The organism is Bifidobacterium sp. AGR2158, from assembly GCF_000424225.1.
In the GTDB taxonomy this organism is placed as follows: Bacteria; Actinomycetota; Actinomycetes; order Actinomycetales; family Bifidobacteriaceae; genus Bifidobacterium; species Bifidobacterium anseris.
The window spans coordinates 40578-62487 of record NZ_AUJM01000012.1 but is presented as its reverse complement, the minus strand read 5'-3'; the positions used below and the strand labels follow the sequence as shown (position 1 = coordinate 62487).

General features: G+C 65.2%; 19 protein-coding genes, 2 tRNA genes and 2 pseudogenes. 7 read left to right on the top strand and 16 right to left on the bottom strand.

Features of this window, described 5'->3' with window-relative positions; all coding sequences use genetic code 11:
* Positions 1 to 18: 18 nt before the first annotated feature.
* From cysS to coaD, 11 genes and pseudogenes are all read right to left on the bottom strand, one after another.
* A complete protein-coding gene (cysS, locus tag G606_RS0102960; RefSeq protein WP_423734421.1) occupies positions 19 to 1626 on the bottom strand; it encodes a cysteine--tRNA ligase in 1608 nt (535 codons plus the stop codon).
* 139 nt (positions 1627 to 1765) lie between these two features.
* Positions 1766 to 1996 (bottom strand): annotated as a pseudogene (locus G606_RS11515) (ABC transporter C-terminal domain-containing protein); the annotation flags it as partial.
* A 125-nt stretch (positions 1997 to 2121) separates the two neighbouring features.
* Positions 2122 to 3937 (bottom strand): annotated as a pseudogene (locus G606_RS0102955) (ABC-F family ATP-binding cassette domain-containing protein); the annotation flags it as partial.
* 93 nt (positions 3938 to 4030) lie between these two features.
* On the bottom strand, positions 4031 to 4759 hold the full coding sequence (locus tag G606_RS0102950) for a type 1 glutamine amidotransferase (RefSeq protein WP_026644706.1): 729 nt from the start codon (positions 4757 to 4759) through the stop codon (positions 4031 to 4033).
* Between the two features lie 90 nt (positions 4760 to 4849).
* Positions 4850 to 5404 (bottom strand): acetolactate synthase small subunit, encoded by a 555-nt coding sequence (gene ilvN, locus G606_RS0102945; protein WP_026644705.1) that lies wholly within the window; start codon positions 5402 to 5404, stop codon positions 4850 to 4852.
* 13 nt (positions 5405 to 5417) lie between these two features.
* Positions 5418 to 7343 carry an acetolactate synthase large subunit gene (locus G606_RS09680; protein WP_081663957.1) on the bottom strand — a complete coding sequence of 642 codons (1926 nt, stop codon included), beginning with the start codon at positions 7341 to 7343 and terminating at the stop codon, positions 5418 to 5420.
* 319 nt (positions 7344 to 7662) lie between these two features.
* On the bottom strand, positions 7663 to 8424 hold the full coding sequence (rnc, locus tag G606_RS09675) for a ribonuclease III (RefSeq protein WP_051198437.1): 762 nt from the start codon (positions 8422 to 8424) through the stop codon (positions 7663 to 7665).
* Between the two features lie 129 nt (positions 8425 to 8553).
* Positions 8554 to 8748 carry a 50S ribosomal protein L32 gene (rpmF, locus tag G606_RS0102930; protein WP_026644704.1) on the bottom strand — a complete coding sequence of 65 codons (195 nt, stop codon included), beginning with the start codon at positions 8746 to 8748 and terminating at the stop codon, positions 8554 to 8556.
* A gap of 105 nt (positions 8749 to 8853) precedes the next feature.
* Positions 8854 to 9486 (bottom strand): YceD family protein, encoded by a 633-nt coding sequence (locus G606_RS0102925; RefSeq protein ID WP_026644703.1) that lies wholly within the window; start codon positions 9484 to 9486, stop codon positions 8854 to 8856.
* Between the two features lie 128 nt (positions 9487 to 9614).
* Positions 9615 to 10295 (bottom strand): cell division protein, encoded by a 681-nt coding sequence (locus G606_RS0102920; RefSeq protein WP_026644702.1) that lies wholly within the window; start codon positions 10293 to 10295, stop codon positions 9615 to 9617.
* Positions 10296 to 10319: 24 nt separating this feature from the next.
* Positions 10320 to 10808, bottom strand: a complete 489-nt coding sequence (coaD, locus tag G606_RS0102915; protein ID WP_026644701.1) for a pantetheine-phosphate adenylyltransferase — start codon at positions 10806 to 10808, stop codon at positions 10320 to 10322.
* A gap of 192 nt (positions 10809 to 11000) precedes the next feature.
* Here coaD and G606_RS09670 point away from each other — a divergent pair, with 192 nt between their 5' ends.
* Positions 11001 to 11357, top strand: coding sequence for a DUF3039 domain-containing protein (locus G606_RS09670; RefSeq protein WP_081663955.1), 357 nt, complete (start codon positions 11001 to 11003; stop codon positions 11355 to 11357).
* Positions 11358 to 11435: 78 nt separating this feature from the next.
* Here the strand turns inward: G606_RS09670 and G606_RS0102905 are convergent, their stop codons facing one another.
* Together G606_RS0102905 and G606_RS0102900 are read right to left on the bottom strand one after the other, a co-directional pair.
* Positions 11436 to 12443, bottom strand: a complete 1008-nt coding sequence (locus G606_RS0102905) for an aldo/keto reductase (protein WP_026644700.1) — start codon at positions 12441 to 12443, stop codon at positions 11436 to 11438.
* Between the two features lie 85 nt (positions 12444 to 12528).
* Positions 12529 to 13857 carry a nicotinate phosphoribosyltransferase gene (locus tag G606_RS0102900; RefSeq protein WP_026644699.1) on the bottom strand — a complete coding sequence of 443 codons (1329 nt, stop codon included), beginning with the start codon at positions 13855 to 13857 and terminating at the stop codon, positions 12529 to 12531.
* Between the two features lie 154 nt (positions 13858 to 14011).
* On the opposite strand from G606_RS0102900, the gene G606_RS0102895 reads away from it, so the two are divergent.
* From G606_RS0102895 to G606_RS0102875, 5 genes are all read left to right on the top strand, one after another.
* Positions 14012 to 14650, top strand: coding sequence for a Pr6Pr family membrane protein (locus G606_RS0102895; protein WP_026644698.1), 639 nt, complete (start codon positions 14012 to 14014; stop codon positions 14648 to 14650).
* A 94-nt stretch (positions 14651 to 14744) separates the two neighbouring features.
* On the top strand, positions 14745 to 15515 hold the full coding sequence (rph, locus tag G606_RS0102890) for a ribonuclease PH (RefSeq protein WP_026644697.1): 771 nt from the start codon (positions 14745 to 14747) through the stop codon (positions 15513 to 15515).
* Positions 15516 to 15595: 80 nt separating this feature from the next.
* A complete protein-coding gene (locus G606_RS0102885) occupies positions 15596 to 16303 on the top strand; it encodes a non-canonical purine NTP pyrophosphatase (protein ID WP_026644696.1) in 708 nt (235 codons plus the stop codon).
* A gap of 162 nt (positions 16304 to 16465) precedes the next feature.
* Positions 16466 to 17731: an aminoacyltransferase gene (locus G606_RS0102880; protein WP_026644695.1), complete on the top strand. Its 1266-nt coding sequence runs from the start codon at positions 16466 to 16468 to the stop codon at positions 17729 to 17731.
* Positions 17732 to 17773: 42 nt separating this feature from the next.
* Entirely contained in the window at positions 17774 to 19078 is a 1305-nt protein-coding gene (locus G606_RS0102875) for a peptidoglycan bridge formation glycyltransferase FemA/FemB family protein (protein WP_081663954.1), read from the top strand.
* Here G606_RS0102875 and G606_RS0102870 read toward each other — a convergent pair.
* The 3 genes from G606_RS0102870 to G606_RS0102860 all read right to left on the bottom strand — a co-directional run bounded on the left by G606_RS0102870 (position 19075) and on the right by G606_RS0102860 (position 20378).
* Positions 19075 to 20085 carry an AEC family transporter gene (locus tag G606_RS0102870; RefSeq protein ID WP_026644693.1) on the bottom strand — a complete coding sequence of 337 codons (1011 nt, stop codon included), beginning with the start codon at positions 20083 to 20085 and terminating at the stop codon, positions 19075 to 19077. The genes G606_RS0102875 and G606_RS0102870 overlap by 4 nt on opposite strands.
* Before the next feature lie 58 nt (positions 20086 to 20143).
* A tRNA-Leu gene (locus tag G606_RS0102865) sits at positions 20144 to 20223 on the bottom strand.
* A 79-nt stretch (positions 20224 to 20302) separates the two neighbouring features.
* A tRNA-Thr gene (locus tag G606_RS0102860) sits at positions 20303 to 20378 on the bottom strand.
* Between the two features lie 150 nt (positions 20379 to 20528).
* Here G606_RS0102860 and G606_RS0102855 point away from each other — a divergent pair.
* The gene (locus G606_RS0102855) at positions 20529 to 21740 is read left to right on the top strand and encodes a mannose-1-phosphate guanylyltransferase (RefSeq protein ID WP_026644692.1); all 1212 of its coding nucleotides are present in this window, start codon (positions 20529 to 20531) and stop codon (positions 21738 to 21740) included.
* Positions 21741 to 21910 lie beyond the last annotated feature (170 nt).

Genomic DNA, 21910 nt, shown 5'->3' with positions numbered 1-21910 from the left:
GGTCCGGCTCGGAATCGGTCAGTTGAGAGTCCAGGTCGAGCCGGTCGGGCCGTCTTCGATCGTTACGCCGAGCTTGGCGAGGTTGTCGCGGATCGCGTCGGCCGTCGCGAAGTCCTTCGCCTTGCGGGCGGCCGCGCGCGCTTCGAGCTGCGCATCGATCAGCGCACCGAGGGTTGCGCGGGCCTTGTCCTCGCCGCCCTTGTCGTCGCCGCCGTCGATCCACGGTTCGGCAAGCGGGTCGAGGCCGAGCGTATCGAGCATCGCGCGGACGTTGACAAGTATTGCGCGCAAGCGCGGCTTAGCGTTCTCTGGAGTGAGAGTGTCGTCAGTGCCGCAGCGACCGTTGGTCTCAATTGTGGCAATAATGCTGTTGCCGGCGCGCAGCTGCGTGAAGATGACGGCGGTTGCACGTGAAACATTGATGTCGTCGTTCATCGCGGCGACGAAATCAATGGGCAGATCATCGGCGGACACGGCGGTGATCTCGTCGCGCGACGGCTGTTCGCCGAGCGCATCGCCGGCGTGTCCGATGAAGTTCATGACACGGTCGTAGGCGGCCTGCGCCTCGGCGAGCGTCTGATCGGACCATTCGAGCATCGAGCGGTATTGCACTGCGCCGAGCGCATAACGCACGACCCATGCGGAATGCTCGGCGAGCACGACCGGCACCGAAAGGCCGTTGCCGAGTGACTTGCTCATCTTCTCTCCCTTCGCCGTCACCCACGCCGAATGCATCCAGCGGTTCGCCGTGCGATAGCCGGCCGCGCGCGTCTGTGCCATCTCATTCTCATGGTGTGGGAAGCGCAGGTCGAGTCCGCCGCCGTGGATGTCGAACATGCCGTCGAGATAGCGGTAGCTCATCGCCGAGCATTCGATGTGCCAGCCGGGGCGGCCGGTGCCGAACGGCGTCTTCCAGCGCGCGTCGGCCGGATCGGTCGGCTTCGGGCGCTTCCACAGCGCGAAATCGCGCGGGTCGCGCTTGTCTTCGGACAGGTCAGCTGGATCGGCCGGGTTGTACTTGTCCTCGCCGGTCATGTCGACCGACGGTCCCATGCGGTCGGCGATGGCGGCCGCCTCGTCGACCTCGGAGGTCTGCTTCTGATGCGTCAGCTCGCCGTAGTGCGGCCACGATGCGACGTCGAAGTAGACATCGCCGGTCAGTTCGCCGTTCTCGTCGCGGATCACATAGGCATGGCCGTTGTCGATGATGCGTTCGATCAGATGGATCATGTCCATGATGTGGCCGGTCGCGCGCGGCTCGTAGGTCGGCGGCAGCACGCCGAGCGCGGCGTACGCGTCGGTGAACTCGCGCTCGTAATGGTAGGCGCGCGCCCACCAGCGCTGGCCGGCGGCAGCCGCCTTGTCGAGGATCTTGTCGTCGATGTCGGTGACGTTGCGGATGAACGTGACCTGATAGCCGAGCTTGAGGAACCAGCGGCGGATGACGTCGAAGGCGACGCCGGCGCGGATATGGCCGATGTGCGGCGAGCTCTGCACCGTCGCGCCGCACACGTAGATGCCCACGTTGCCCGGGACGATTGGCTCGAAACGGCTGATCTCATGGGTCGCCGTGTCATAGAGCTTGAGGTCGACGGCCGCGTTCGCGACGCCGCCGTCGCCGGCCATTAGCGTCTCGGAGAACTGCTTGTCGTTGGAAGCATTGGAAGTGTTGGTATTGCTTGCTTCGTGGGAATGCTCGGTCATGGTTCGAGCGTATTGCGTTTTGTAGACAAGCGACGGCCGTCAGGGTTCAGCAGACCGTCCGTCACTGGCCCATTTGCTCGGAGAGGTCGAGCCATTCGGCTTCGAGCCCGTCCGATTCCGTCGTCAGCGCCTGCAGTTTCGCGTTGAGCTCGTTGAGGCCGGTGTAATCGCTCGGATCGTGCGCCGCCATTTGCGCCTCGAGCTCCTCCTGCTGCGTCGCAAGCTTTTCGAGCTTGCGCTCAATTGCCGAAACGCGCCGCGACGCATCCGCATAGGCCTTGCCGCTGAGCTTCGGCGCGGGCGCTTCGGCCGGGGAACCGGCACCCGCGTCTTCGGCCTTGGCCGTATCCGCGTCGATGGTCGGGTCGGCCGCGCCTTCGGCCTTGTTCATGCCGAGCGGATCCTCGCCGCGTCGCAGCGCATCGACGATGTCCAGATAATCCTGCACGCCTCCCGGCAGATGCCGAATCTTGCCGCCGATGAGCGCGAACTGCTCGTCGGTGACGCGTTCGAGCAGATACCGGTCGTGGCTCACGACGATCAGCGTGCCCGGCCACGTGTCGAGCAGATCCTCCATGACGGCGAGCATGTCGGTATCCAGATCGTTGCCCGGCTCGTCCATGATCAGCACGTTCGGCTCGTCGAGCAGGATCAGCAGCAGCTGCATGCGGCGCTTCTGCCCGCCGGACAGGTCGCGGATCGGCGTCATCAGCTGCGCCGACTCGAACCCGAGCCGCTCCATCAGCTGTCCCGGCGTGACCTCCTTGCCGTCGACGATGTAGCTCGGCTTGTACCGGCTGAGCACTTCCTTGACCTTGTATTTGCCGAGCTTCTCCAGCTCGTCGAGCCGCTGCGAAAGCACGGCGAACTTGACCGTCTTGCCGATGTTGACGTGCCCCTGCGTCGGCGTCAGCGTGCCGTCGAGAATCTTGAGCAGCGTCGATTTGCCGGCGCCGTTCGCGCCAACGATGCCGAAGCGGTCGCCCGGCCCGATGAGCCACGTCACGTCGTCGAGGATTTCACGTCCGCTGATTGTCAGCTTGACGGCCGCCGAGGTCACATCCGATCCCGCCTCGTCGCGCGTGCCGCGCAGCGCGTTGATTTCGCCGCCTGGCTCGCGATGCGTGAGCCCATGCTCGGCGGCGACCTGCGCCGCGCGCGACCCGAACGCCGATGTCAGACGCGGATCGTCGGCGTCATCGACGGCGATCGTCACCTCGCCGAAGGCTTGCGGTTCGCTGACCATCGGCTCGACGACGTCCACCATCGACGCCGATTTCGCGTTCGCCGCGAGCGCAGCCGCGTCCGGGTCGATGTCCGCGTACGCGCCTTGTTCGCGGTCGAAGATCTGCGTGACGTCGATGAGGTCGACGACCTGCTTGCCAAGCCTCGACGTCGCCATCTGTTTGAGTTCGAGCGTGTTGCGCATCGGCGGCACGTCGGCGATGAGTTCGCGCGCGGCCTTCACATGGAACTTCTGCTTCGTCGAGCGTGCGCGTGCGCCGCGCGACAGCCATGCGAGCTCTTTGCGCGCGAGGTTGCGGCGTTTCGTTTCGTGTACGTCGGCTTGGCGGTCGCGTTCGACGCGCTGCAGCATGTAGGCGCTGTAGCCGCCTTCAAAGGGTTCGATTTCGCCGTCGTGCACTTCCCACATCGATTCGCAGACCTCGTCGAGGAACCAACGGTCGTGTGTGACGAGCAGCAGCGCGCCGGTGCCTTTTGGCCAGCGGTTCTTGAGATGTTCGGCGAGCCAGTGGATCGTCACGACGTCGAGGTGGTTCGTCGGCTCGTCGAGTGCGAGGATGTCCCAATCCTTGAGCAGCAGCCGCGCGAGGTCGGCGCGGCGTCGCTGGCCGCCGGAGAGCGTGCCGATTTTCGCGTCGAGGTTGAGGCCGCCGAGCAGCGCTTCGACGATTTCCCTCGACTGCGTCTGCGCCGCCCATTCGTAGTCTTCGCGGCCTTCGAGCGCGGCCTGCCGCAGCGTCGCGTTGTCGTCGAGTTCGTCGCGCTGCCCGAGGACGCCGAAGGTCAGTCCGTTGCGGCGGCTGACACGTCCCGAATCGGGTGTCTGTTCGCCGTCGAGCAGATGCAGCAGCGTCGATTTGCCGTCGCCGTTGCGCCCGACGATGCCGATGCGGTCGCCTTCGAAGACTCCCTGCGTGACGTCGGTGAAGATGGTTTTCGTTGCGAAGGAAAGGGAGACGTGTTCCAGTCCCAGATCAAAAGTCGGCATAGGGAACACTGTAATGGTGACGCGGTAAAAGGATGGTGCGCGGATTGCTCGTCGCCGCGCACCGGCGTGTCAGTGCGTGTCAGTGATTCGTGATCAGCGCATCAGTGTGGTCGCGTAGGTGTTGCAGCGCGCGGCGAAACCGGAAAAGACCTGCTCGGCGAGCGGCTGCAGCTGCGGATTGCAGGCCGCGTACTGTTCGCGCAGCTGTGATTTCGAGCCGCCGGACGCTTTGAGCTGCTTGACCATCAGTGACTCCTCGAGCCATTCTTCGAGCAGTTGCGGTGTCACCTCAAGATGGAACTGCATGCCCAAGGCGGAACCGAAGCGGAAGGCCTGCACTTTCGCGCCGCCGGAGCGGGCGAGCAGCGTGGCGCCGTCGGGCAGCGTGACGCAGTCGTTGTGCCATTGCAGCACGTCGAGTTCCTTGTTCCACATCGAGAAATAGTCGTGGCGTTCGACGCGTTTGATCGGCAGCACGCCGATCTCGGGGTCGCCGTTCGTCTTGAGTTTCGCGCCGAGCGCGGTTGCGATGATTTGGTGGCCGAGGCAGACGCCGAGCACCGGCTTGCCGACGCTGATCGCGGCGCGCACAAGTTTGCCTTCCGCTTTCAGCCCGGGGTAGTTGTCATAGTCGGTTGCGCTCATCGGTCCGCCGAGCACGACGACGCCGGCGACTTCATCGAAGTCGGGCATGTCCGGCTTCTTTTTCTTCGCGATGTTGAGCGTCTGCGTCGGCAGATTGATTTCTTCGAGTTCGGTCTGGATGCGTCCTGGCTTCTCCCAAGCGGCGTGCTGCAGAATAAGGACTTCCGGTTGTGTCATGCCTCCCATTGTGCCATCCGCCCTGACTTGCGAGGAGGGGATGTGCGATCCGCGCGGATCGCACATCCCCTCCTCGGCGTCAGTGAAGTGTCAGCGGCCGGTGATCTCCGAGCCGACGACTTTCTCGCTCAGCGCACGCGGACCGCGGCTCATCGCGACGGCGCCCGAACGCACAAGTTCGATGATGCCGTAATGGTCGAGCAGCCCGAGCAGCGCGTCGATCTTGCCGCCGGCGCCGGTCGCTTCGATCGTCAGCGATTCCGGGTTGACGTCGACGACGCGCACACGGAAGAGACGCACGATCTCGAGGACGTCGGAACGATTGGACTCGTCCGCGGCGACTTTGATGAGCACAAGTTCACGCTCGACCGTCGTCGCCGGATCGAGATCGACGATCTTGAGCACGTGCAGCAGCTTGTTGAGCTGCTTGATGATCTGCTCGAGCGGCACTTCGTCCACTTCCGCCGTCACGGTGACGCGGGAGATGTCGGGACGTTCAGTCGGGGAGACGGACAGCGAGTTGATGTTGAACGCGCGCCGCGCGAACAGGCCGGCGATGCGCGCGAGCACGCCCGGACGGTTCTCCACGAGCACGGACAGCGTGTGGCGGTTGGCTCCCGGCTGGGATGCAGGATACGATGCCATGACGGTGCTCCTCTCAGTTCTCGTTCTCTTCGTTCGCGGCGCAATCAGTGGTCGGCGTATCTGCGGCGGTCTCATCGTTCAGCTTCACGTCGCCGGTCGGGTTGAGCAGCGGTTTGATACCCGGCATGTAGGTGACGTTGTTGTTCGAATCACCGGCGGCGACCATCGGCCACACCATCGCGTCCTTCCACACATGGAAGTCGATGAGCACCGGACGGTCGTTGATCTCGTTCGCCTTGCGGATGCACTCGAGCGCCTCCTCCTTCGTGCGTGCGCGCAGACCCACGCAGCCGTAGGCTTCGGCGAGCTTGACGAAGTCGGGGCAGCCGACGAGTCCGGTCTTCTCCTCCTCGTGGAGGATCGTGGCCGAATAGTGCTTGCCGTAGAACAGCGTCTGCCACTGGCGCACCATGCCGTACACCGAATTGTTGAGCAGCGCGATCTTGACCGGCGTGCCCTCAAGGAAGGCGGTCGCAAGCTCCTCGCTCGTCATCTGGAACGAGCCGTCGCCGTCGACGAGCCACACCGGCTTGCTGCCGTCGAAGTACCGCTGCGAGCCGACCGATGCGCCGATCGCCGCCGGCAGGCCGAAGCCCATCGTGCCCAGACCGCCCGAGGAGATCCACTGATGCGGCTTGCGGAACTTGATGAGCTGCGTTGCCCACATCTGATGCTGACCGACGCCGGAAACCCAGATCGTGTTCGGATCGGCGGCCTCGGACAGCTGTTCGACGACCCACTGCGGCGCGAGCGTGCCGTCCGTTGGCTCCTCGTAGCGCACCGGATACTGCTCGACCCACTTGTTGAGCAGCTTCCACCACGTGCTCAGGTCAGGCTTGCCGTAATCGGCATGCAGCTGCTCGATCTGCGGAATCAGCGCCTGCAGCACCGTCTTGACGTCGCCGACGATCGGCACGTCGACGTCACGGTTCTTGCCGATCTCCGCCGGGTCGATATCGATATGGATGACGCGCGCGCCGGGCGCAAACGCGTCGAGCTTGCCGGTGACACGGTCGTCGAAACGCGCGCCGATCGCGACGAGCAGATCGGAGCGCTGCACGGCGCCGGTCGCCGCGATCGTGCCATGCATGCCGAGCATGCCGAGGACGGCCGGATCGTCATCGGAGACGATGCCGCGCGCCGGCAGCGTCGTGACGATCGGCGCACCGGTCAGGTCGGCGAGCGCCTTGATTTCGTCGCCGGCGTCCGAACGCACAGCGCCGCCGCCGACGTAGAGCACCGGGCGGAACGAACGCTGGAACAGTTCCGCGGCCGTCGTCAGCACGCGGCCATGCGCCTCGGTCGTCGGATTGTAGCCGGGCAGAATCATGCGCTGCGGCCACGTGTAGTACATCTCCTCGTTCTGCGCGGTCTTCGTCAGGTCGACGACGACCGGACCCGGACGACCCGAACGCGCGATGTAGTGCGCTTCGGCGAGCACGCGTGGCACATCCTGCGCGCTCGTGACGAGATATGAATGCTTGGCGACCGGATACGTCGCGCCGACGATGTCCGCTTCCTGGAACGCGTCGGTGCCGATCGAGTTGACGCCGACCTGGCCGGTGATGACGATCATCGGAATCGAATCCATGTTCGCATCGGCGATCGCCGTGATGACGTTCGTCGCACCCGGGCCGGAGGTGACGATGCACACGCCGACCTCGCCGGTGGCGACAGCGTAGCCTTCGGCGGCGTGACCGGCCGCCTGCTCATGACGCGCGAGGATGAAACGGAAGGCCGTGTTCTCGTTGATGGCGTCGTAGACGGGCAGAATCGCGCCACCGGGGACGCCGAAGACGTCCTTGACACCCAGATCCTCAAGAGCGCGGACGAGCGCCTGCGCACCCGTCATCTTCTCACCGTCGGTGACCGCATGCTTGTGATGGGCGGCGGCGGATTTCGTCACGCCGCTGAACGCCTGCAGGGGTGTAGGTGACACTGCTGATCCCTCCCTTTTCTTGGTTCGTGTCTGCTGGTTGTCCACGTCATCCTACTGGAAACCGGCAGGAGGTCGGCATACGTGACCGAATGATGAATCCTTTTTCGGGCAGGTTGGGGAAGTTCAGAGAGCGGTGGTACCGCCCCGCGACCGTTGCGGGTGCGGATCGAGGCCGTCACGTTCGCAAAGCGGTGCCTGTGCGAACGGAATCGGCGCGGGCCTCACCCGTCGCGTTCGCAAACGGCACTGTTCGCGAACGCGACGGGTGAGGCCCGCGCCGATTCCGTTCGCTGATGCGACGTCCGGCCGTCCGCGCCGGTCAGTCGCCGTCTGCCGCGTCCTCGTTGACGGCGTTCGCGGCGGCGGCGTCGAGGTTCTTCCAGGCCTGTTCGGCGGCGGCGAGCTGCGCCTTGCGCTTGCTTGTGCCACGGCCGATGCCGATGACGTCGTCGCTGTCGCCGAGCATCGCACGCGCCGTGAACTGCTGCGCGTATTCGGGACCGCCGACCGACATCTGGTAGCGCGGCTCGCCGAGTCCCAGCTGATGCGCCTTCACGGTGAGCGATGTCTTCCAATCGAGCGCAGGACCCTCGCTCGCGACTTCGGCGAGTGTGTCGTCGACGAGACGGTGGACGACTTCGCGCGCGCCGTCGATGCCGTATTCGACGAAGGTCGCACCGATCAGCGATTCGACGATGTCGCACAGGATCGAGCTTTTCTCGGCGCCGCCCTGCTCCATTTCGCCATGGCCGAGCAGGATGTACGGGCTCACGTCGAGCTTCGTACGCGCGATCGCGGACAGTGACTCCTCGGAGACGGCCTTCGCACGGATCTTCGCAAGCTGGCCTTCGGTCATGTCCGGATGCGCTTTGTACAGCGTTTCGGTGACGACGAGTTCGAGGACGGCGTCGCCGAGGAACTCAAGACGCTCATAGTTCTTCGCGTCGGGATGCTCATGGGAGAACGAACGGTGGGTGAGGGCTTCGACGAGCAGATCCGGCTGCAACGTCGTACCGAGCGCCTCGAACAGTGGGTGCGCGGGGTTGGGGTCGTCGATGGTTACGGTCACATGGTTGGTCATGTCTGCCATAGTAGTCGGCGGTGTATGCGGCGGCAGCTGACGGTGTATACACCGCCGGGGCAAACAAAAACGCTCTGCCACCCGTCGATGGCAGAGCGTTTTCGTTTATAGGGTATGGAAATCCGCGACTCAGCGAGCGTAGGTGCTGCGGATGGCCTCGCGATAGACGCGACCGCGGTAGGAGCCGCAGGTCGGGCAGGCCACGTGAGCCATCGTCGGAGCGCCGCAGTTCGGGCAGCTGATCGTCGGGACGGCCTTGGTCTTCCAGTTAGCGCGGCGCGAACGCGTGTTGGCGCGCGACATCTTGTACTTTGGCAGTGCCATAGTTTGTTTCCTCTATTCGATCGAACAATTGAGCTTAAGCGTTCAGAAGTCTAACGCATCGGCCGTACAAACGCGACGCGCGTGCTGTGACGCGGGCTGCGGAGGTTAGTTTTCGGCGGCGTCCGCGCCGTCTTCGCCGGCGGAGGCTTCGAGCTGCGCCTTGAGCGCTTCGAGGCCGGCGAAACGGATGTCGGTCGTTTCGTGACGGTGATCGGGATGCTCGTTGAGGTCGACGCCGCACTGCGGGCACAGGCCCTTGCAGTCGGGTCGGCACAGCGGCTGCAGCGGCAGCGCGTCGACGAAGGTGTCGCGGATCAGCGCCTCGAGGTCGGCGAAGGATCCGTTGTCCATCAGCGGATAGACGTCCTCGGCTTCGTCCTCGCCGGCGATGATCTCGACGTCTTCGTCGTTGCCGCCCTTGCCTTTGGATTCCGACTGCGCCTCCTCATAGGGGAAGAAGGCCGTCACCTGTTCGCTCCAGTCGTCGTCGAGCGGCGTGTCGCAGCGCGAGCACACGGCGTGCACCGGCGCCGTGAACGTGCCGGTGAAGATGAGCCCGTCTACGATCGAATCGAACTGTCCATCGACGTGGATGTCGGCGCCCTCAGTGACGCCGACGATGCTGTCGCCGATGCCCGACGGCGCCGGGAAGGTGCGCTTGAGCGGCATCTGCTGCCCCGCGTGCGAGCCGACCTGCGCGACCGGCACCGTCCAATCCGTGTACTGCACACGTGCCATGCGTTCCTCTTTTCTTGATGTCGTCTGTGATTTCGTCTGTGATTTGTGTTCTGTCGTCTTTGCCGTCGTTGTCGTCCGGTTCAACCAATCGTTGATACGCAACGATTATTCCGCGTTGGCCTCCGGCGTCACGACTGCGGGTAGTCGTCGTCGGAGACGTGCGGCACGTCCTGCGCGGCCTTCTGCTGACGGTCCTCGAGGACCTTGAGGCCGCCGGCGACGTCCCGCTTGAGCTTGTCGAGCTGCTCCTGCAGATCGTTCATGACGCCGATGCAGTAGCGGTCGGCGCCCTGCGTCAGGCGATCGGAGGTGTGCTGCGCCTTGTTGAGCATCTGCGTCGCCTTTTCGCGCGCCAGCTGCGTGATGTTCTCCTGACTCGTCAGGAACTGCACCTGGTCGTTCGCATCGCGGATCATGTCGGCGGCGCGGCTCTGCGCCGACGTGATGATGACGTTCGCCTGCGACTGCGCGCCTTCAAGACGACGCTCCGCCTCGCGCATCAGCGCGGAGGCGCGTTCGAGTTGCACGGGCAGCATCGCCTTGAGCGACTGCAGCTGGTCGAGGAAGTCCTCACGGTCGATCTTCACGAGCGTCGGCGAGAACATGGTGCCCTTCGCCTCGTTGAGCGTGCGCTCCATCGCGTCGATCGTGTCGTAGACGGTCGTGAACTCCTCCTGCTCGCGCGACGGCGCCTCGGAGCCCGGATGGTCGCGCAGGTCGGGCAGGTCGCCCATGTTGAAAACCGCACGGCCCCCCGCGTTCGCCGGGATGTGCTCGTCGGTGTCGTCGACCGGTGTCTCGTCCGTCATATTCGTCCTTCCTCCATGCGTGGATCAGCGGCACGCCGCCCCGAGCGCGATGTTGAGTTTTTCGACGACGTAATCGGGGACCATGCCGCGCACATCGCCGCCGTGCCGTGCGACGTCCTTGACGACGGAGCTCGAGATGTGCTCGAGCACCGGATCGGCGGGGAGGAACATCGTTTCGATGCCGGCGAGTTTGCGGTTGACGAGCGCCATGCCCAACTCAGCTTCGTAATCGCCGTTCTGCCGCAACCCCTTGACGATGACGGTCGCGCCGACCTTCTCGCAGTAGTCGGTGATGAGCCCTTCGGTGGAACTGACGACGATGTTCGTGTCGTCGGTCCCAAGGGTGTGGCGGATGATGTCGACGCGCTCCTCCTCGGTGAACAGCGGCGTCTTCGCGGCGTTCACGGCGACGACGACGTGCACTTCGTCGAACAGGCGCGCGCAGCGCCGGATGACGTCGAGGTGGCCGTCGGTGATCGGATCGTAGGATCCGGGGCATACAGCAATAGTCATATGTACAAGAGTAGCGACATGTGGGGTTTTCGGGCCGCGTTTCACAAAAAAGACGGCGGGAATGTGCACGGGCAGTGCGCGGTTGGGCAGATGCGGGTGCGTTATCATGGACGCACTGCAAACGCACCGGATGCGCCGCGGGCGCGGCGCGCGGGTGGACGCGGATGGGTGCGCCGCGGAACGGAGAACATCATGGAAGCAGCAATCGAACAGCTTGACCAGCTTGAACAGTTTGAACAGTCTCGTGGGTATGCGGGGGCCGTCGGCGAGGCCGATCCGCTTACGCAGACCGAACCGGACACGAACACCGGCACGACGGTGCTCGAACGGCCAGCCGAGGAGGAGCAGGCACAGCGCAGCGACAACGGCGACGCCGACCGCTTCGCGCACTACGTCTCCCGCGAACGCATCGAGGAGTCGCGGCTGACGGGGCGTCCGGTCGTCGCGCTGTGCGGCAAGGTGTGGGTGCCGAAGCGCAATCCGGCGGATTATCCGATCTGCCCCGAGTGCAAGCGCATCTATGCGGAGTATGGCGGGGCGCAATTCTAGTTGGAGGGTGCACTCCCTCAGCGCAGATACCTTGGCGTGTCGCCGCGGTAATCGACGCTGGGGGAGAGCAACATCCGGCTATCGGGCAAGTATGTCGATGCGCGCGAGCTCGTCGGCGGTGAATGCGGTGTTGTTGAGCGCGGCGAGGTCGTCGATCAGCTGCGCGGGGCGCGAGGCGCCGACGAGCACCGTCGTCACGGCCGGGTCGTGCAGCAGCCACGCGAGCGCCATCTCGGCGAGCGACTGGCCGCGCTGCGTCGCCAGCTCGTTGAGGCCACGGATGCGGCGCAGCCGGTCGTCGGTGAGCGCGCTCGCCTGCAGGAAGCGACCGTCGCGCGCGATGCGACTGTCGGCGGGGATGCCGTTGAGATAGCGGTCGGTGAGCAGCCCCTGATCGAGCGGCGAGAAGGTGACGAGGCCTTTGCCGAGGCGCGCGCCGGCCTCCTTGAGGCCGTTGTGTTCGATCGTGCGGTCGAAGATGTTGTAGCGGTTCTGGTTGACGATGCACGGCACATGCAGGTCGGCGAGGATGCCCATCGCGCGTTCCATCGTCGCGCCGTCGTAGTTCGACAGGCCCACGTAGAGCGCCTTGCCGCTGTGCACGGCCGTCGCAAGCGCGCCCATCGATTCCTCGAGCGGCGTGTCCGGGTCCATGCAGTGGTGGTAGAAGACGTCGACGTAGTCGAGGCCGAGGCGTGCGAGCGACGCATCGAGGCTGCCCAGCAGGTATTTGCGGCTGCCGCCCTGTCCGTATGGGCCGTCCCACATCTCGAAGCCGGCTTTCGTCGCGATGACGAGTTCGTCGCGGTGCGCGGACAGGTCGGCGCGCAGGATATGGCCGAAGTTGCGCTCGGCGGCTCCGGGTTCGGGCCCGTAGTTGTTGGCGAGGTCGAAGTAGGTGATGCCGTTGTCGAAGGCCGTATGGATCGTCGCGCGCATGTTCGCCAGCGGCGTGTCATCGCCGAAGTTGTGCCACAGGCCGAGCGCGATGCGCGGCAGTTTGAGGCCGCTGACGCCGCAGCGGCGGTATTCCATCGACGCGTAGCGCGTCGGATCGGGTGTGTAGTGGGAAGTCGGTTCGAGCATCGTGACCTCGCTGCCTTGCTGGTTGGGGATGGGCTGCCCCCATTCTAGCGGCATGCGCCCGCTCAGCCAACCGTCCGCAGAACCCTTACTGCGGCAGCACGATCGTCTGCGTCGGGATCACCGGGTCGCCGCGCATCAGCGACTGCGCGGTGATCGGCAGCGCCTTGAGCGCCTCCTCGTGGTGCGTGCGCGCGTCGATGATCGCGTCGTGCCCGCGCCAACGGTCGTCGATCTGCCCGTGGTCGACGAAATCGACGAGCAGATCTTGCCAGCCTTCGCCGGGCGTGAACGCGTCGAGCTCGTCCTTGCGGCCGGCGATGACGTGTTCGCAGTCGGCAAGCGAGTATTCGTAGGAGCGGAACGCGAGCTTGCGGCCGGGCACCGTCGCCTTGTCCGTCGATTTCTTCGCGACCGGCACCATCGTGCCGTCGTCGCCGGAGCGTTCAGTGAGCTTGTACACCATCGCGCAGGTCGGCGCGCCGGAGCCGGTAACGAGCTGCGTGCCGACGCCGTACGAGTCGACCGGCGCCGTCTGCAGCGACGCGATCGCGTATTCGTCGAGGTCGTTCGTCACCGTGATCTTCGTGTTGACGGCGCCGAGCGCGTCGAGCTGGTTGCGTACGCGCTGCGCGAGCGACGCGAGGTCGCCCGAGTCGATGCGCACGCCGCCGAGTTCGGGGCCGGCGACCTCGACCGCGGTCTTCACGGCCTCCTCGATGTTGTAGGTGTCGACGAGCAGCGTCGTGTTCTTGCCGAGCGCGTCGATCTGCGATTCGAAGGCAGCGCGTTCGCTGTCGTGCACGAGTGTGAAGCAATGCGCGGCCGTACCGATCGCCGTCAGATCGTAGAGTTTCGCGGCGAGCAGATTCGCGGTGCCCTGGAAGCCGCCGACGATCGATGCGCGCGCGGCGGCGACGGCCGCCCATTCGTTCGTGCGTCGGCCGCCCATGTCCATGCACGGGCGGTTCTTCGCGGCCGACGTCATGCGCGAAGCGGCCGCCGCGACCGCGGAATCGTAGTTGAGGATCGACAGGATCAGCGTTTCGAGCAGCGTGCATTCGCCGAACGAACCCTCGACCTGCAGGATCGGCGAGTTCGGGAAGTACATTTCGCCTTCGCGGTAGCCGCGGATCGAGCCGTGGAATTCGAAACGCTCGAGCCAGTCGATGGTCTCCTTGTTGACGATGCGACGGTCGCGCAGGAACTTAAGGTCGTCGTCGGCGAAATGGAAGTCGGCGAGCGCGTCGAGCAGGCGTCCGGTGCCGGCGACGACGCCGTAGCGGCGCCCTTCGGGAAGGTGGCGTGTGAAGACCTCGAACACGCAGTCGCGCGACGCTGTGCCGTCGCGCAGCGTCGCGTCGAGCATCGTGTACTCGTACATGTCGGTCATCAGGACCGGGTTGTAGTCGACCATGGGAACTCCTTGGAAGCTGCCGGATGCCCCGCGTCTGGGCGCGGACGGGCGCGTGATGCGCACCACAGTAGTCCCTCGGCGCGGCAACGGGCAGCGCGCGACCATATCGTGAGGCGGTGCGGGGGCGGCGCAGGCGTGCCGGTATGCTGGGGACATGCGTTTCATTGCGGGAATCTGGCGGCTGGCGATCGCCGCGCTGTGCATCATGGGCACCTCCGAGGCGTGGCGGATACCGAACCGTTGGGTGTATTTCACGTTCCAGACCGGCGCGCTCATCGCCTTCGTCATGCTGTGGGCGGGCGCCGCGTCGCTCGTGCACGGCGAGCAGCCGCCGGCGTGGCTCAAGGGGATGGCGACGACCTACGCCGTCGTCGTCGCGCTCGTCGCGTTCTTCATGATGCCGCCCGACGACCCGCGCTACGTGCCGCAGATCCTCGGCATCATGACGAACACGATGCTGCACCGCATCGTGCCGATCATGGTCGTCATCGATTTTCTCGTCTTCGACGTCCATCGCCGCTACAAGCCGACCTATCCGCTGCTGTGGCTCATCTACCCGCCGCTGTATCTGATCTTCGTGCTCGCGCGCGCATGGTGGTGGCCGCATGGCGTCGGCCCCGGCGTCGGCGGCAGCCCGTACCCGTACACGTTCCTCGACCTGCCGTCGATCGGCTGGGCGAATTTCGGTGTCTCGTGTCTCAAGATCGTCGCCGCGTTCCTCGTCGTCGGCGCGCTCGTGTGCATCATCGACCGCGCGATGCCGGCGCGCGCGCTCGCCGGCGGCGGCGCGTGAGCGGCTATCATCGGTAACGAAGTACACGAGGACACGTCTCGCGCGCCAGCCGCGCGCCGATGGCAGCATCCGGTAATCCGAAGGAAGCCACAGCATGGAAATCAAGGACATGATCAGTTCGACCACCGTCATCCGCCCCGACGGGCGGCAGAGCGACGAGCTGCGGCCCGTGCGGATCACGCGCGCGTTCACCGACGTCCCGGAAGGCTCGGTGCTCATCGAATGCGGCAACACGCGCGTCATGTGCACGGCCACGTTCACGCAGGGCGTGCCGCGCTGGCGCAAGGACAGCGGCCTGGGCTGGGTGACGGCCGAATACGCGATGCTGCCGCGCGCGACCACTGAACGCACCGACCGCGAATCGGTGCGCGGCAAGGTTGGCGGACGCACGCATGAGATCAGCCGTCTGATTGGCCGCTGCCTGCGCGGCGTCGTCGACATGAAGGCGCTCGGCGAGAACCAGATCCAGCTTGACTGCGACGTGTTGCAGGCCGACGGCGGCACGCGCACGGCGTCGATCACCGGCGCCTACGTGGCGATGGTCGACGCGTTGCGCTGGGCGCAGAAGAACCGCCGCATCCGCAGCGCGAAGCGCGTCATCAAGGACAGCGTCTCCGCCGTGTCGGTCGGCATCATCGACGGTCGTCCGATGCTCGATCTGCCGTATCTCGAGGACAGCCGCGCGATGACCGACATGAACGTCGCGATGACCGGCTCGGGCGAGTTCATCGAGATCCAGGGCACGGCCGAGCATCGTCCGTTCTCCCGTGACGAACTCAACGTGCTGCTCGATCTGGCGACGAAGGGCAACCGCGAGCTGCAGGCCGCGCAGCGCGCCGCGCTCGAGGAACTCGACGCCGAGTGAGCGGCTTCTCACGCAGCCGTTGCAGATAACAGTCGTTGTAGATAACGCAGACATCGCAGGAATCGTAGGAAAGGAGCGCCATGAAGATCGTCGTGGCGACGCATAACGAAGGCAAACTCGTGGAGATCCGCGCAATCCTCGCCGAACAGCTCGGCGAGCGTGCGGGCGATATCGAACTCGTGTCCGCCGGCAGCCTCGGACTGCCGGACCCGGTCGAGACCGGCGTCACCTTCGAGGCGAACGCGCTGCTCAAGGCACGGTTCGTGGCGCTGCGCACCGGACTGCCGGCGATCGCCGACGACTCCGGCCTGATCGTCGACGTCATGGGCAACGCGCCGGGCATCCTCTCGGCGCGCTGGAGCGGCGAGCACGGCAACGACGAAGCCAACAACCGTCTGCTGCTCGCGCAGATCGAGGACATCCCAGACGACGACCGCACAGCGCGTTTCCGTTGCGCGGCCGCGCTTGTCGCGCCGGTGGCCGACGAGGAGGACACCTGCGACGTGGTCGCCGGCGATGACATCGACGACGGCGACGGCGACGGCCTCGTGGACGCGCGCGAGACCGTCGTGCTTGGCGAGATGGCGGGAACGATCGTGCGCCACCCGCATGGTGCGAACGGCTTCGGCTACGATCCGATCTTCATGCCAGACGAGCAGCCGGCCGACGCGGTCGCGAGCGGCGAACTGCTCACGAGCGCGCAGATGACGCCGGAGCAGAAGAACGCGATTTCGCACCGCGGCAAGGCGCTGCGCGCGCTCGTGCCGGCGATCGAAGCGCTGCTCTGATCGCCACACGGGGCTCGCGGTTCGCGCGCATGGGCCGCCGGGTATACACGGCGGACGGATTGCCCGCCGGCCCCGTCCGTTCTTTTTGTTCATTGTTCATTGTTCGTTCGTGGGCGCGGCATGCGCCGCGCCCGCAAGCGCCGATGAGTGGAGGTTTTTGTGATGCGGCAGTTCGTGTTCACCGATCTGACCCGTGACGAGTTCGCCGGGTTCGCGGTGCGCGCCCGGCACGGCAATTTCCAGCAGACCGTGATGATGGCCGACCTGAGGGTGAGCCAAGGTCAGGTCATCGACTACGTCGGCGTGCGCGAGGACGGCGAGGTAGTCGCGGCCGCGCTCGTCGCCACGCACGGCTCCGGCCCCACCGCCTTCAGCACGATCGCCGACGGTCCGCTGTGCGACCTCGACGACCGCGAACTCACCGTCTTCTTCCTCGAGCACATCGCCATGATGGCGAAACGCCGCCGCCACGCCGTGCACCTCGACATCACGCCCGAACAGCCGTACCAGCTGCGCGACGCGCAGGGCGAGCCGCTGCCCGGGCTGCAGGGCGCACCCGACACGGCAATACTGGAGAACCTCAAGGCTGCCGGCATGACGCACGGCGGTTTCACGCGCGGCTACACGGCGGTGCCGCGCTGGCGATTCCTCAAGGACCTCGATGGCGTCACCGACAGCAAGACACTGCTCGCCACCTTCAGCAAACGCACGCAGTGGAGCGTCAAGCGCGCGCAGTCGATGGGTGTCGAAGTGCGCCGCGTCGGCATCGACGAACTCGACGTCTTCGCCGCAATCGAACAGCAGACGGCAGAACGACGTCACTTCGAATACCGCGGCGAACAGTACTTCCGCAAATTCGCGGCAGCTTTCGGCGACGACGTGCACTTCCTCGTCGCGCGCATCGACACGCAGGCATACCATGACGCGATGCAGCGCAAACGCGACGACCTCCAGCGGCTCGTCGACGAACTCGACGACAAACTCGCGCAGCGCGAAACGACGAAACTGCGCCGTCGGCACAACGAGGAATCAAGCAATCTCAAAGCCGCGGAAAAACGCTACGAAGAGGCGGCCACATTGCTCGAACGCGGGCCGTACATCCCGGTCGCCGCGTCGATGTTCGTGACGGTGCCGCAGGAAACGGTGTACCTGTTCTCCGGCAGCGTCGAAGAGTACAAGCCGTTCTACGCGAGCGCGCTGATCCAGTACGAGGCGATGTTGCACCTGTGCGTCGAACGCGGCGTGACGCGGTACAACTTCTACGGCATCGACGGCATCTTCGACGATCCGGACAGCGAGGGACGCGGCGTGCTCGAATTCAAGCAGGGCTTCGACGGCTACGTCGAGGAACTGCCCGGCGAGTTCATGCGCGTGCTGCGGCCGAATATATACAGATTCGAACAGTTTGTCCATAAATTGCGCGGATGAGGCCTCGGGCGCGCCATATGGCGCGGATACACTGATGGCCTTATGACTGCGAACGATACTCATGACGCCGGTCAGCGTACTGGTCAGGGCGCGCGGCGGTGGACGGCGGCGCAGCTGACCGCCGAACAACTCGACGCGCTCAGCGCTCGCGACCCGCGCGGCAATTTCCAGCAGAGTTCACGAATGGCGACACTCGCGGCGAAGCACGGTGTGACATGCTCCAACGTCGGGCTTGAGGACGGCGACGGGCATGTCGTCGCCGGCGCGATGATCGCCTACACGCCAAGCCGCTTCGGTATGAGCGGATCAATCTGGCTCGGCCCGCTCTGCGACCCGGATGACACGCCGATGCTGTCCGCTGTGAGCGATGCGATTCATGCAGACGCGAAACGGCATCATGCGATCGAAGTGGCGGCATGGCCGAACCTCGTCTACCGGCTGCGCGCCTCGGACGGCACGCCGAGCGAGGCGCCGCACGACGGGTATCTGCGCGCGTTCGAGGCACTCGGCTGGAGACATCAGCCCTTCACCCGCGGCTACGACAGCGTCATCAACCGCTGGGTGTATGTCAAGGATCTCAGCGCGTACACGACGGCCGATGAACTGCTCGGCTCGTATGAGAAACGCACGCAGTGGAGCATCGGGCGGGCGCGGTCGATGGGCGTCGTCGTCAAGGAGGTCGGCGCCGACGAACTGGGCGTCTTCGCCGACATCGAGCGGCAGACGGCGCAGCGCCGGCATTTCGCCTACCGCGGTGAACAGTACTTCCATGACTTCGCGGCTGCGTTCGGCAATCGCGCGCATTTCCTGATCGCCTATATCGACACGGCCGCATATGAGGCGTCGATGCAGGAGAAGGTGCGGCGGCTCGAGGAGGTCGTCTCGGAGCTCGAGGAGAAGATCGCGCAGCGCGAGACGACGAAACTGCGCCGGCGCCACAACGAGGAATCGAGCAACCTCAAGGCCGCGCGCAAACGCCTCGACGCTGCACGCGAGCTCACGGCGCGCGGCGCGATGCTGCCGGCCGCGTGCTCGCTATTCGTGACGCATCCGCGGGAGACCGTCTACCTGTATTCGGGCAGCGTCGAGGAATACAAGCCGTTCTACGCGAGCGCGCTGATCCAGCACGAGGCGATGGTCCGGCTGTGCCTCGACAAGGGCATCACGCGCTACAACTTCTATGGCATCGACGGTGTCTTCGACGATCCGGACGACGAGGGCCACGGCGTGCTCGAGTTCAAGCAGGGATTCAACGGGCAGGTCGAGGAGCTCGTCGGCGAATTCACGCTGCCGGTGAGCCGCACGCGGATTGCGCTTCGGAACACGCTGAAAAAGGTCCTCGGCTAGATCAGCCCGGCGGCGATGAGCATATGCGCTCCGGTCATCAGCAGGATGCTGAGGGCGGCGGTCACCGCGAGGGAGAATCCGGCTAGTTTTGCGTTGCCGAGCACCTCATCGGTGAACAACGTGGAGAAGACGGCGATTGGCGCCAGACAGCACATCATCGTCGCTTCGCGGATCATCGGGTCGAAGGGCAGCCAATGCCAGGCGGCGAGCGCGAACAGGATTCCGAAGGGCAGGCGCCAGGCGATGACGCGCAGCACGGCGAGGACGTCGCGCCGGTCGGAGGGCACGTCCATCAGCATGCCGACCATCAGCATCGCGACGAAGGCGTTCGCGTTCGCCAGCGGCGCGAACAGGTTCGCGAACCAGACGGGCAGCGAGACGCCGGCGGCCGTCAGCACGATCATGACGACGTAGACGTCGAAGGGAACCGAAGCGAAGAAGCCCTTGAGGACCGTGCGGCGCAGCGCGCGGCGCGCAAGGCGCTTTGCGTCCGGGTCGTTCGGCTTCTCGTATGGCAACGTCGGCGCGTCGCTGGCGCCCTGCTCGGCGAGCGTGCGCCCCGGGCGGATGTGCAGCAGCGTCTGCGTCATCACGTTCGTGCCGGCGGCGACCATGATGCAGTTGCCGATGTCGAACATCGCGGCCGGCATGACGGCTGCCGAACCGAGGAAGGCCTGCACGACGGGGAAACAGAAACAGCCGATGTTCAGGCCCGAGGCGTTGAGCATCAGGAACGCGCGGCTCGCGATCGGCCGACGCGACGTCGCCAGATAGATGACGACGACCGGAATGAGCACGACGATGAAACCGTAGGCGGACAGCCATAGCAGCGACAGGTCGTGCGGGTTCTTCGCGAAGGAGTAGACGATCGCGCCGGGAAGGACGAGGTCGAACAGCACGACCTGGATGATGCGGTAGTCGCGTTGGTCGAACAGACCGCCGCGTTTGAACAGATAGCCGATGACGATGATGCCCAGCAAGGCGATGGGTTGAAGCAGCGTGAGCATGGTGCCTCGGTCGGGGACGTGCGGATGACTCCGCGAAAAGGACGATGGGTGGTTCGCGTGCGCGAGACGGGACTCGAACCCGCACGTCAAAGACACAGGAACCTAAATCCTGCGCGGCTACCATTACGCCACTCGCGCGTCACTGCAAGGTTTCGGCATTCCGTCGCCGCGTCGGCGTCCGGAAAACAAAAACCCTAGGCTTGTGGGCCTAGGGCAGTGGAGCCACTTGACAGAATCGAACTGTCGACCTGCTCATTACGAGTGAGCCGCTCTACCGACTGAGCTAAAGTGGCGTGCTTAGTGCACAAGATGGTGAGTGTAGTCGAAGCCGGCGGATTGCGCAATTCGCGTGTGTCGGGCGTGTCGCGAACGCCGCCCGCACGCCGCGCAACGCGAGGCGGCGCAAGGGAAAGCCGCTGCGCGGCTTGTGTAAGATGAACGGCATGAGTAACGGATTCGACGATTTCTACGCCATCATCCCCGCAGGCGGCACCGGCACAAGGTTGTGGCCGCTGAGCCGCGAAAGCAAACCGAAGTTCCTCTTCGACCTGCTCGGCCAGGGACGCACGCTCATCCAGACGACCTTCGACCGGCTCGCCGCGATCTGCGGCATCGACCATGTGTGCGTGAGCACCGGCGAACGCCACGTCGCCGCCGTGCGCGAACAGCTGCCGGAACTCAGCGCCGAGCATATCTTCGCCGAACCGTCGCCGCGCGATTCAACGGCGGCGATCGCGCTCGCGACGGCCGTGCTGATGCGCCGCCACGGCGACGACATCATCGTCGGATCCTTCGCCGCCGACCACGTCATCCGCGGCAAGCTCGCGTTCATCGAGGCCGTGCGTCAGGCGGTGCAGACCGCGCGTGCCGGTTATGTGACGACGATCGGCATCGCCGCGTCGCGCCCGTCGACGGCCTTCGGCTACATCCACGAAGGCGGTTCGCTCGCCGCGCAGATCCCGGACGCGCCCGATGCGACGCTCGTCGAACGATTCGTCGAGAAACCGAACGCCGTCACCGCGCAGGCGTACCTGTCGACCGGCGAATATCGTTGGAACGCCGGCATGTTCGTCATGCGCGCGAGCGTGCTGATGGACCATCTGCACAAGGAAAAGCCGCGGCTGGCGCGCGCGATCGACGCGATCGCCGACGCAATCGTCGCCGACGACCACGCGTACGAGACGGCCGTCGAAACGGCGCGCATGCACGGCGAGAACCCGCGCGAAACCGTGCAACGCGAGGATTTCCACGCGCATCGCGACGCGGCGATGGCGCGCCACTGGCCGTCGATCGAGAAGATCGCCTTCGATTACGCGGTCGCCGAGCCGCTGTCTGTCGAAGGCGGCGTCGCGATGATTCCGGGTGATTTCGGGTGGGACGACGTCGGCGATTTCAATTCGGTCGCCGCTCTGCTGCCGAGCGTCGACGAACGCAACAACAAAGTGCTCGGTTCACTTGACGACGTCACGACGCTCGACTCGGCTGGTGACGTCATCGTTGCCGGCGGCGACCGCACGATCGCGCTGCTCGGCGTGAACGACATGGTCGTCGTCGACACCCCCGATGCGCTGCTCGTCGCGCCGCGCGCACGCAGTCAGGAGGTCAAGGCGATCGTCAAGCATCTGGCGGAATCGGGAGACGACGAACTGCTGTAGGCACCCGTGCATGCGGGGCACGTCAGCGGCGGCGTTGCGCCATTTTTCGGTTAACGTCGTTAAGCAATGAGCGATGTCACATCGCGCACAGCCGACGGGAGGCACTGTCTTATTTCGTGAGTAGTGTGTGTGTTCTGTGAAGCGTTGCAAACGTATGCCGACTGACGGCG

Excerpts from the sequence above, each read along its gene's own strand:
- G606_RS0102920 (WP_026644702.1), bottom strand. The coding sequence starts at position 10,295 with ATGACGGACGAGACACCGGTCGACGACACCGACGAGCACATCCCGGCG.
- G606_RS0102925 (WP_026644703.1), bottom strand. The coding sequence starts at position 9,486 with ATGGCACGTGTGCAGTACACGGATTGGACGGTGCCGGTCGCGCAGGTC.
- G606_RS0102880 (WP_026644695.1), top strand. The coding sequence starts at position 16,466 with ATGCGGCAGTTCGTGTTCACCGATCTGACCCGTGACGAGTTCGCCGGG.
- cysS (WP_423734421.1), bottom strand. The coding sequence starts at position 1,626 with ATGGCCGGCGACGGCGGCGTCGCGAACGCGGCCGTCGACCTCAAGCTC.
- ilvN (WP_026644705.1), bottom strand. The coding sequence starts at position 5,404 with ATGGCATCGTATCCTGCATCCCAGCCGGGAGCCAACCGCCACACGCTG.
- G606_RS09670 (WP_081663955.1), top strand. The coding sequence starts at position 11,001 with ATGGAAGCAGCAATCGAACAGCTTGACCAGCTTGAACAGTTTGAACAG.
- G606_RS0102895 (WP_026644698.1), top strand. The coding sequence starts at position 14,012 with ATGCGTTTCATTGCGGGAATCTGGCGGCTGGCGATCGCCGCGCTGTGC.
- G606_RS0102855 (WP_026644692.1), top strand. The coding sequence starts at position 20,529 with ATGAGTAACGGATTCGACGATTTCTACGCCATCATCCCCGCAGGCGGC.
- G606_RS0102875 (WP_081663954.1), top strand. The coding sequence starts at position 17,774 with ATGACTGCGAACGATACTCATGACGCCGGTCAGCGTACTGGTCAGGGC.
- G606_RS0102950 (WP_026644706.1), bottom strand. The coding sequence starts at position 4,759 with ATGACACAACCGGAAGTCCTTATTCTGCAGCACGCCGCTTGGGAGAAG.
- coaD (WP_026644701.1), bottom strand. The coding sequence starts at position 10,808 with ATGACTATTGCTGTATGCCCCGGATCCTACGATCCGATCACCGACGGC.
- G606_RS0102900 (WP_026644699.1), bottom strand. The coding sequence starts at position 13,857 with ATGGTCGACTACAACCCGGTCCTGATGACCGACATGTACGAGTACACG.
- G606_RS0102905 (WP_026644700.1), bottom strand. The coding sequence starts at position 12,443 with ATGCTCGAACCGACTTCCCACTACACACCCGATCCGACGCGCTACGCG.
- rnc (WP_051198437.1), bottom strand. The coding sequence starts at position 8,424 with ATGACCAACCATGTGACCGTAACCATCGACGACCCCAACCCCGCGCAC.
- rpmF (WP_026644704.1), bottom strand. The coding sequence starts at position 8,748 with ATGGCACTGCCAAAGTACAAGATGTCGCGCGCCAACACGCGTTCGCGC.
- G606_RS0102870 (WP_026644693.1), bottom strand. The coding sequence starts at position 20,085 with ATGCTCACGCTGCTTCAACCCATCGCCTTGCTGGGCATCATCGTCATC.
- rph (WP_026644697.1), top strand. The coding sequence starts at position 14,745 with ATGGAAATCAAGGACATGATCAGTTCGACCACCGTCATCCGCCCCGAC.
- G606_RS0102885 (WP_026644696.1), top strand. The coding sequence starts at position 15,596 with ATGAAGATCGTCGTGGCGACGCATAACGAAGGCAAACTCGTGGAGATC.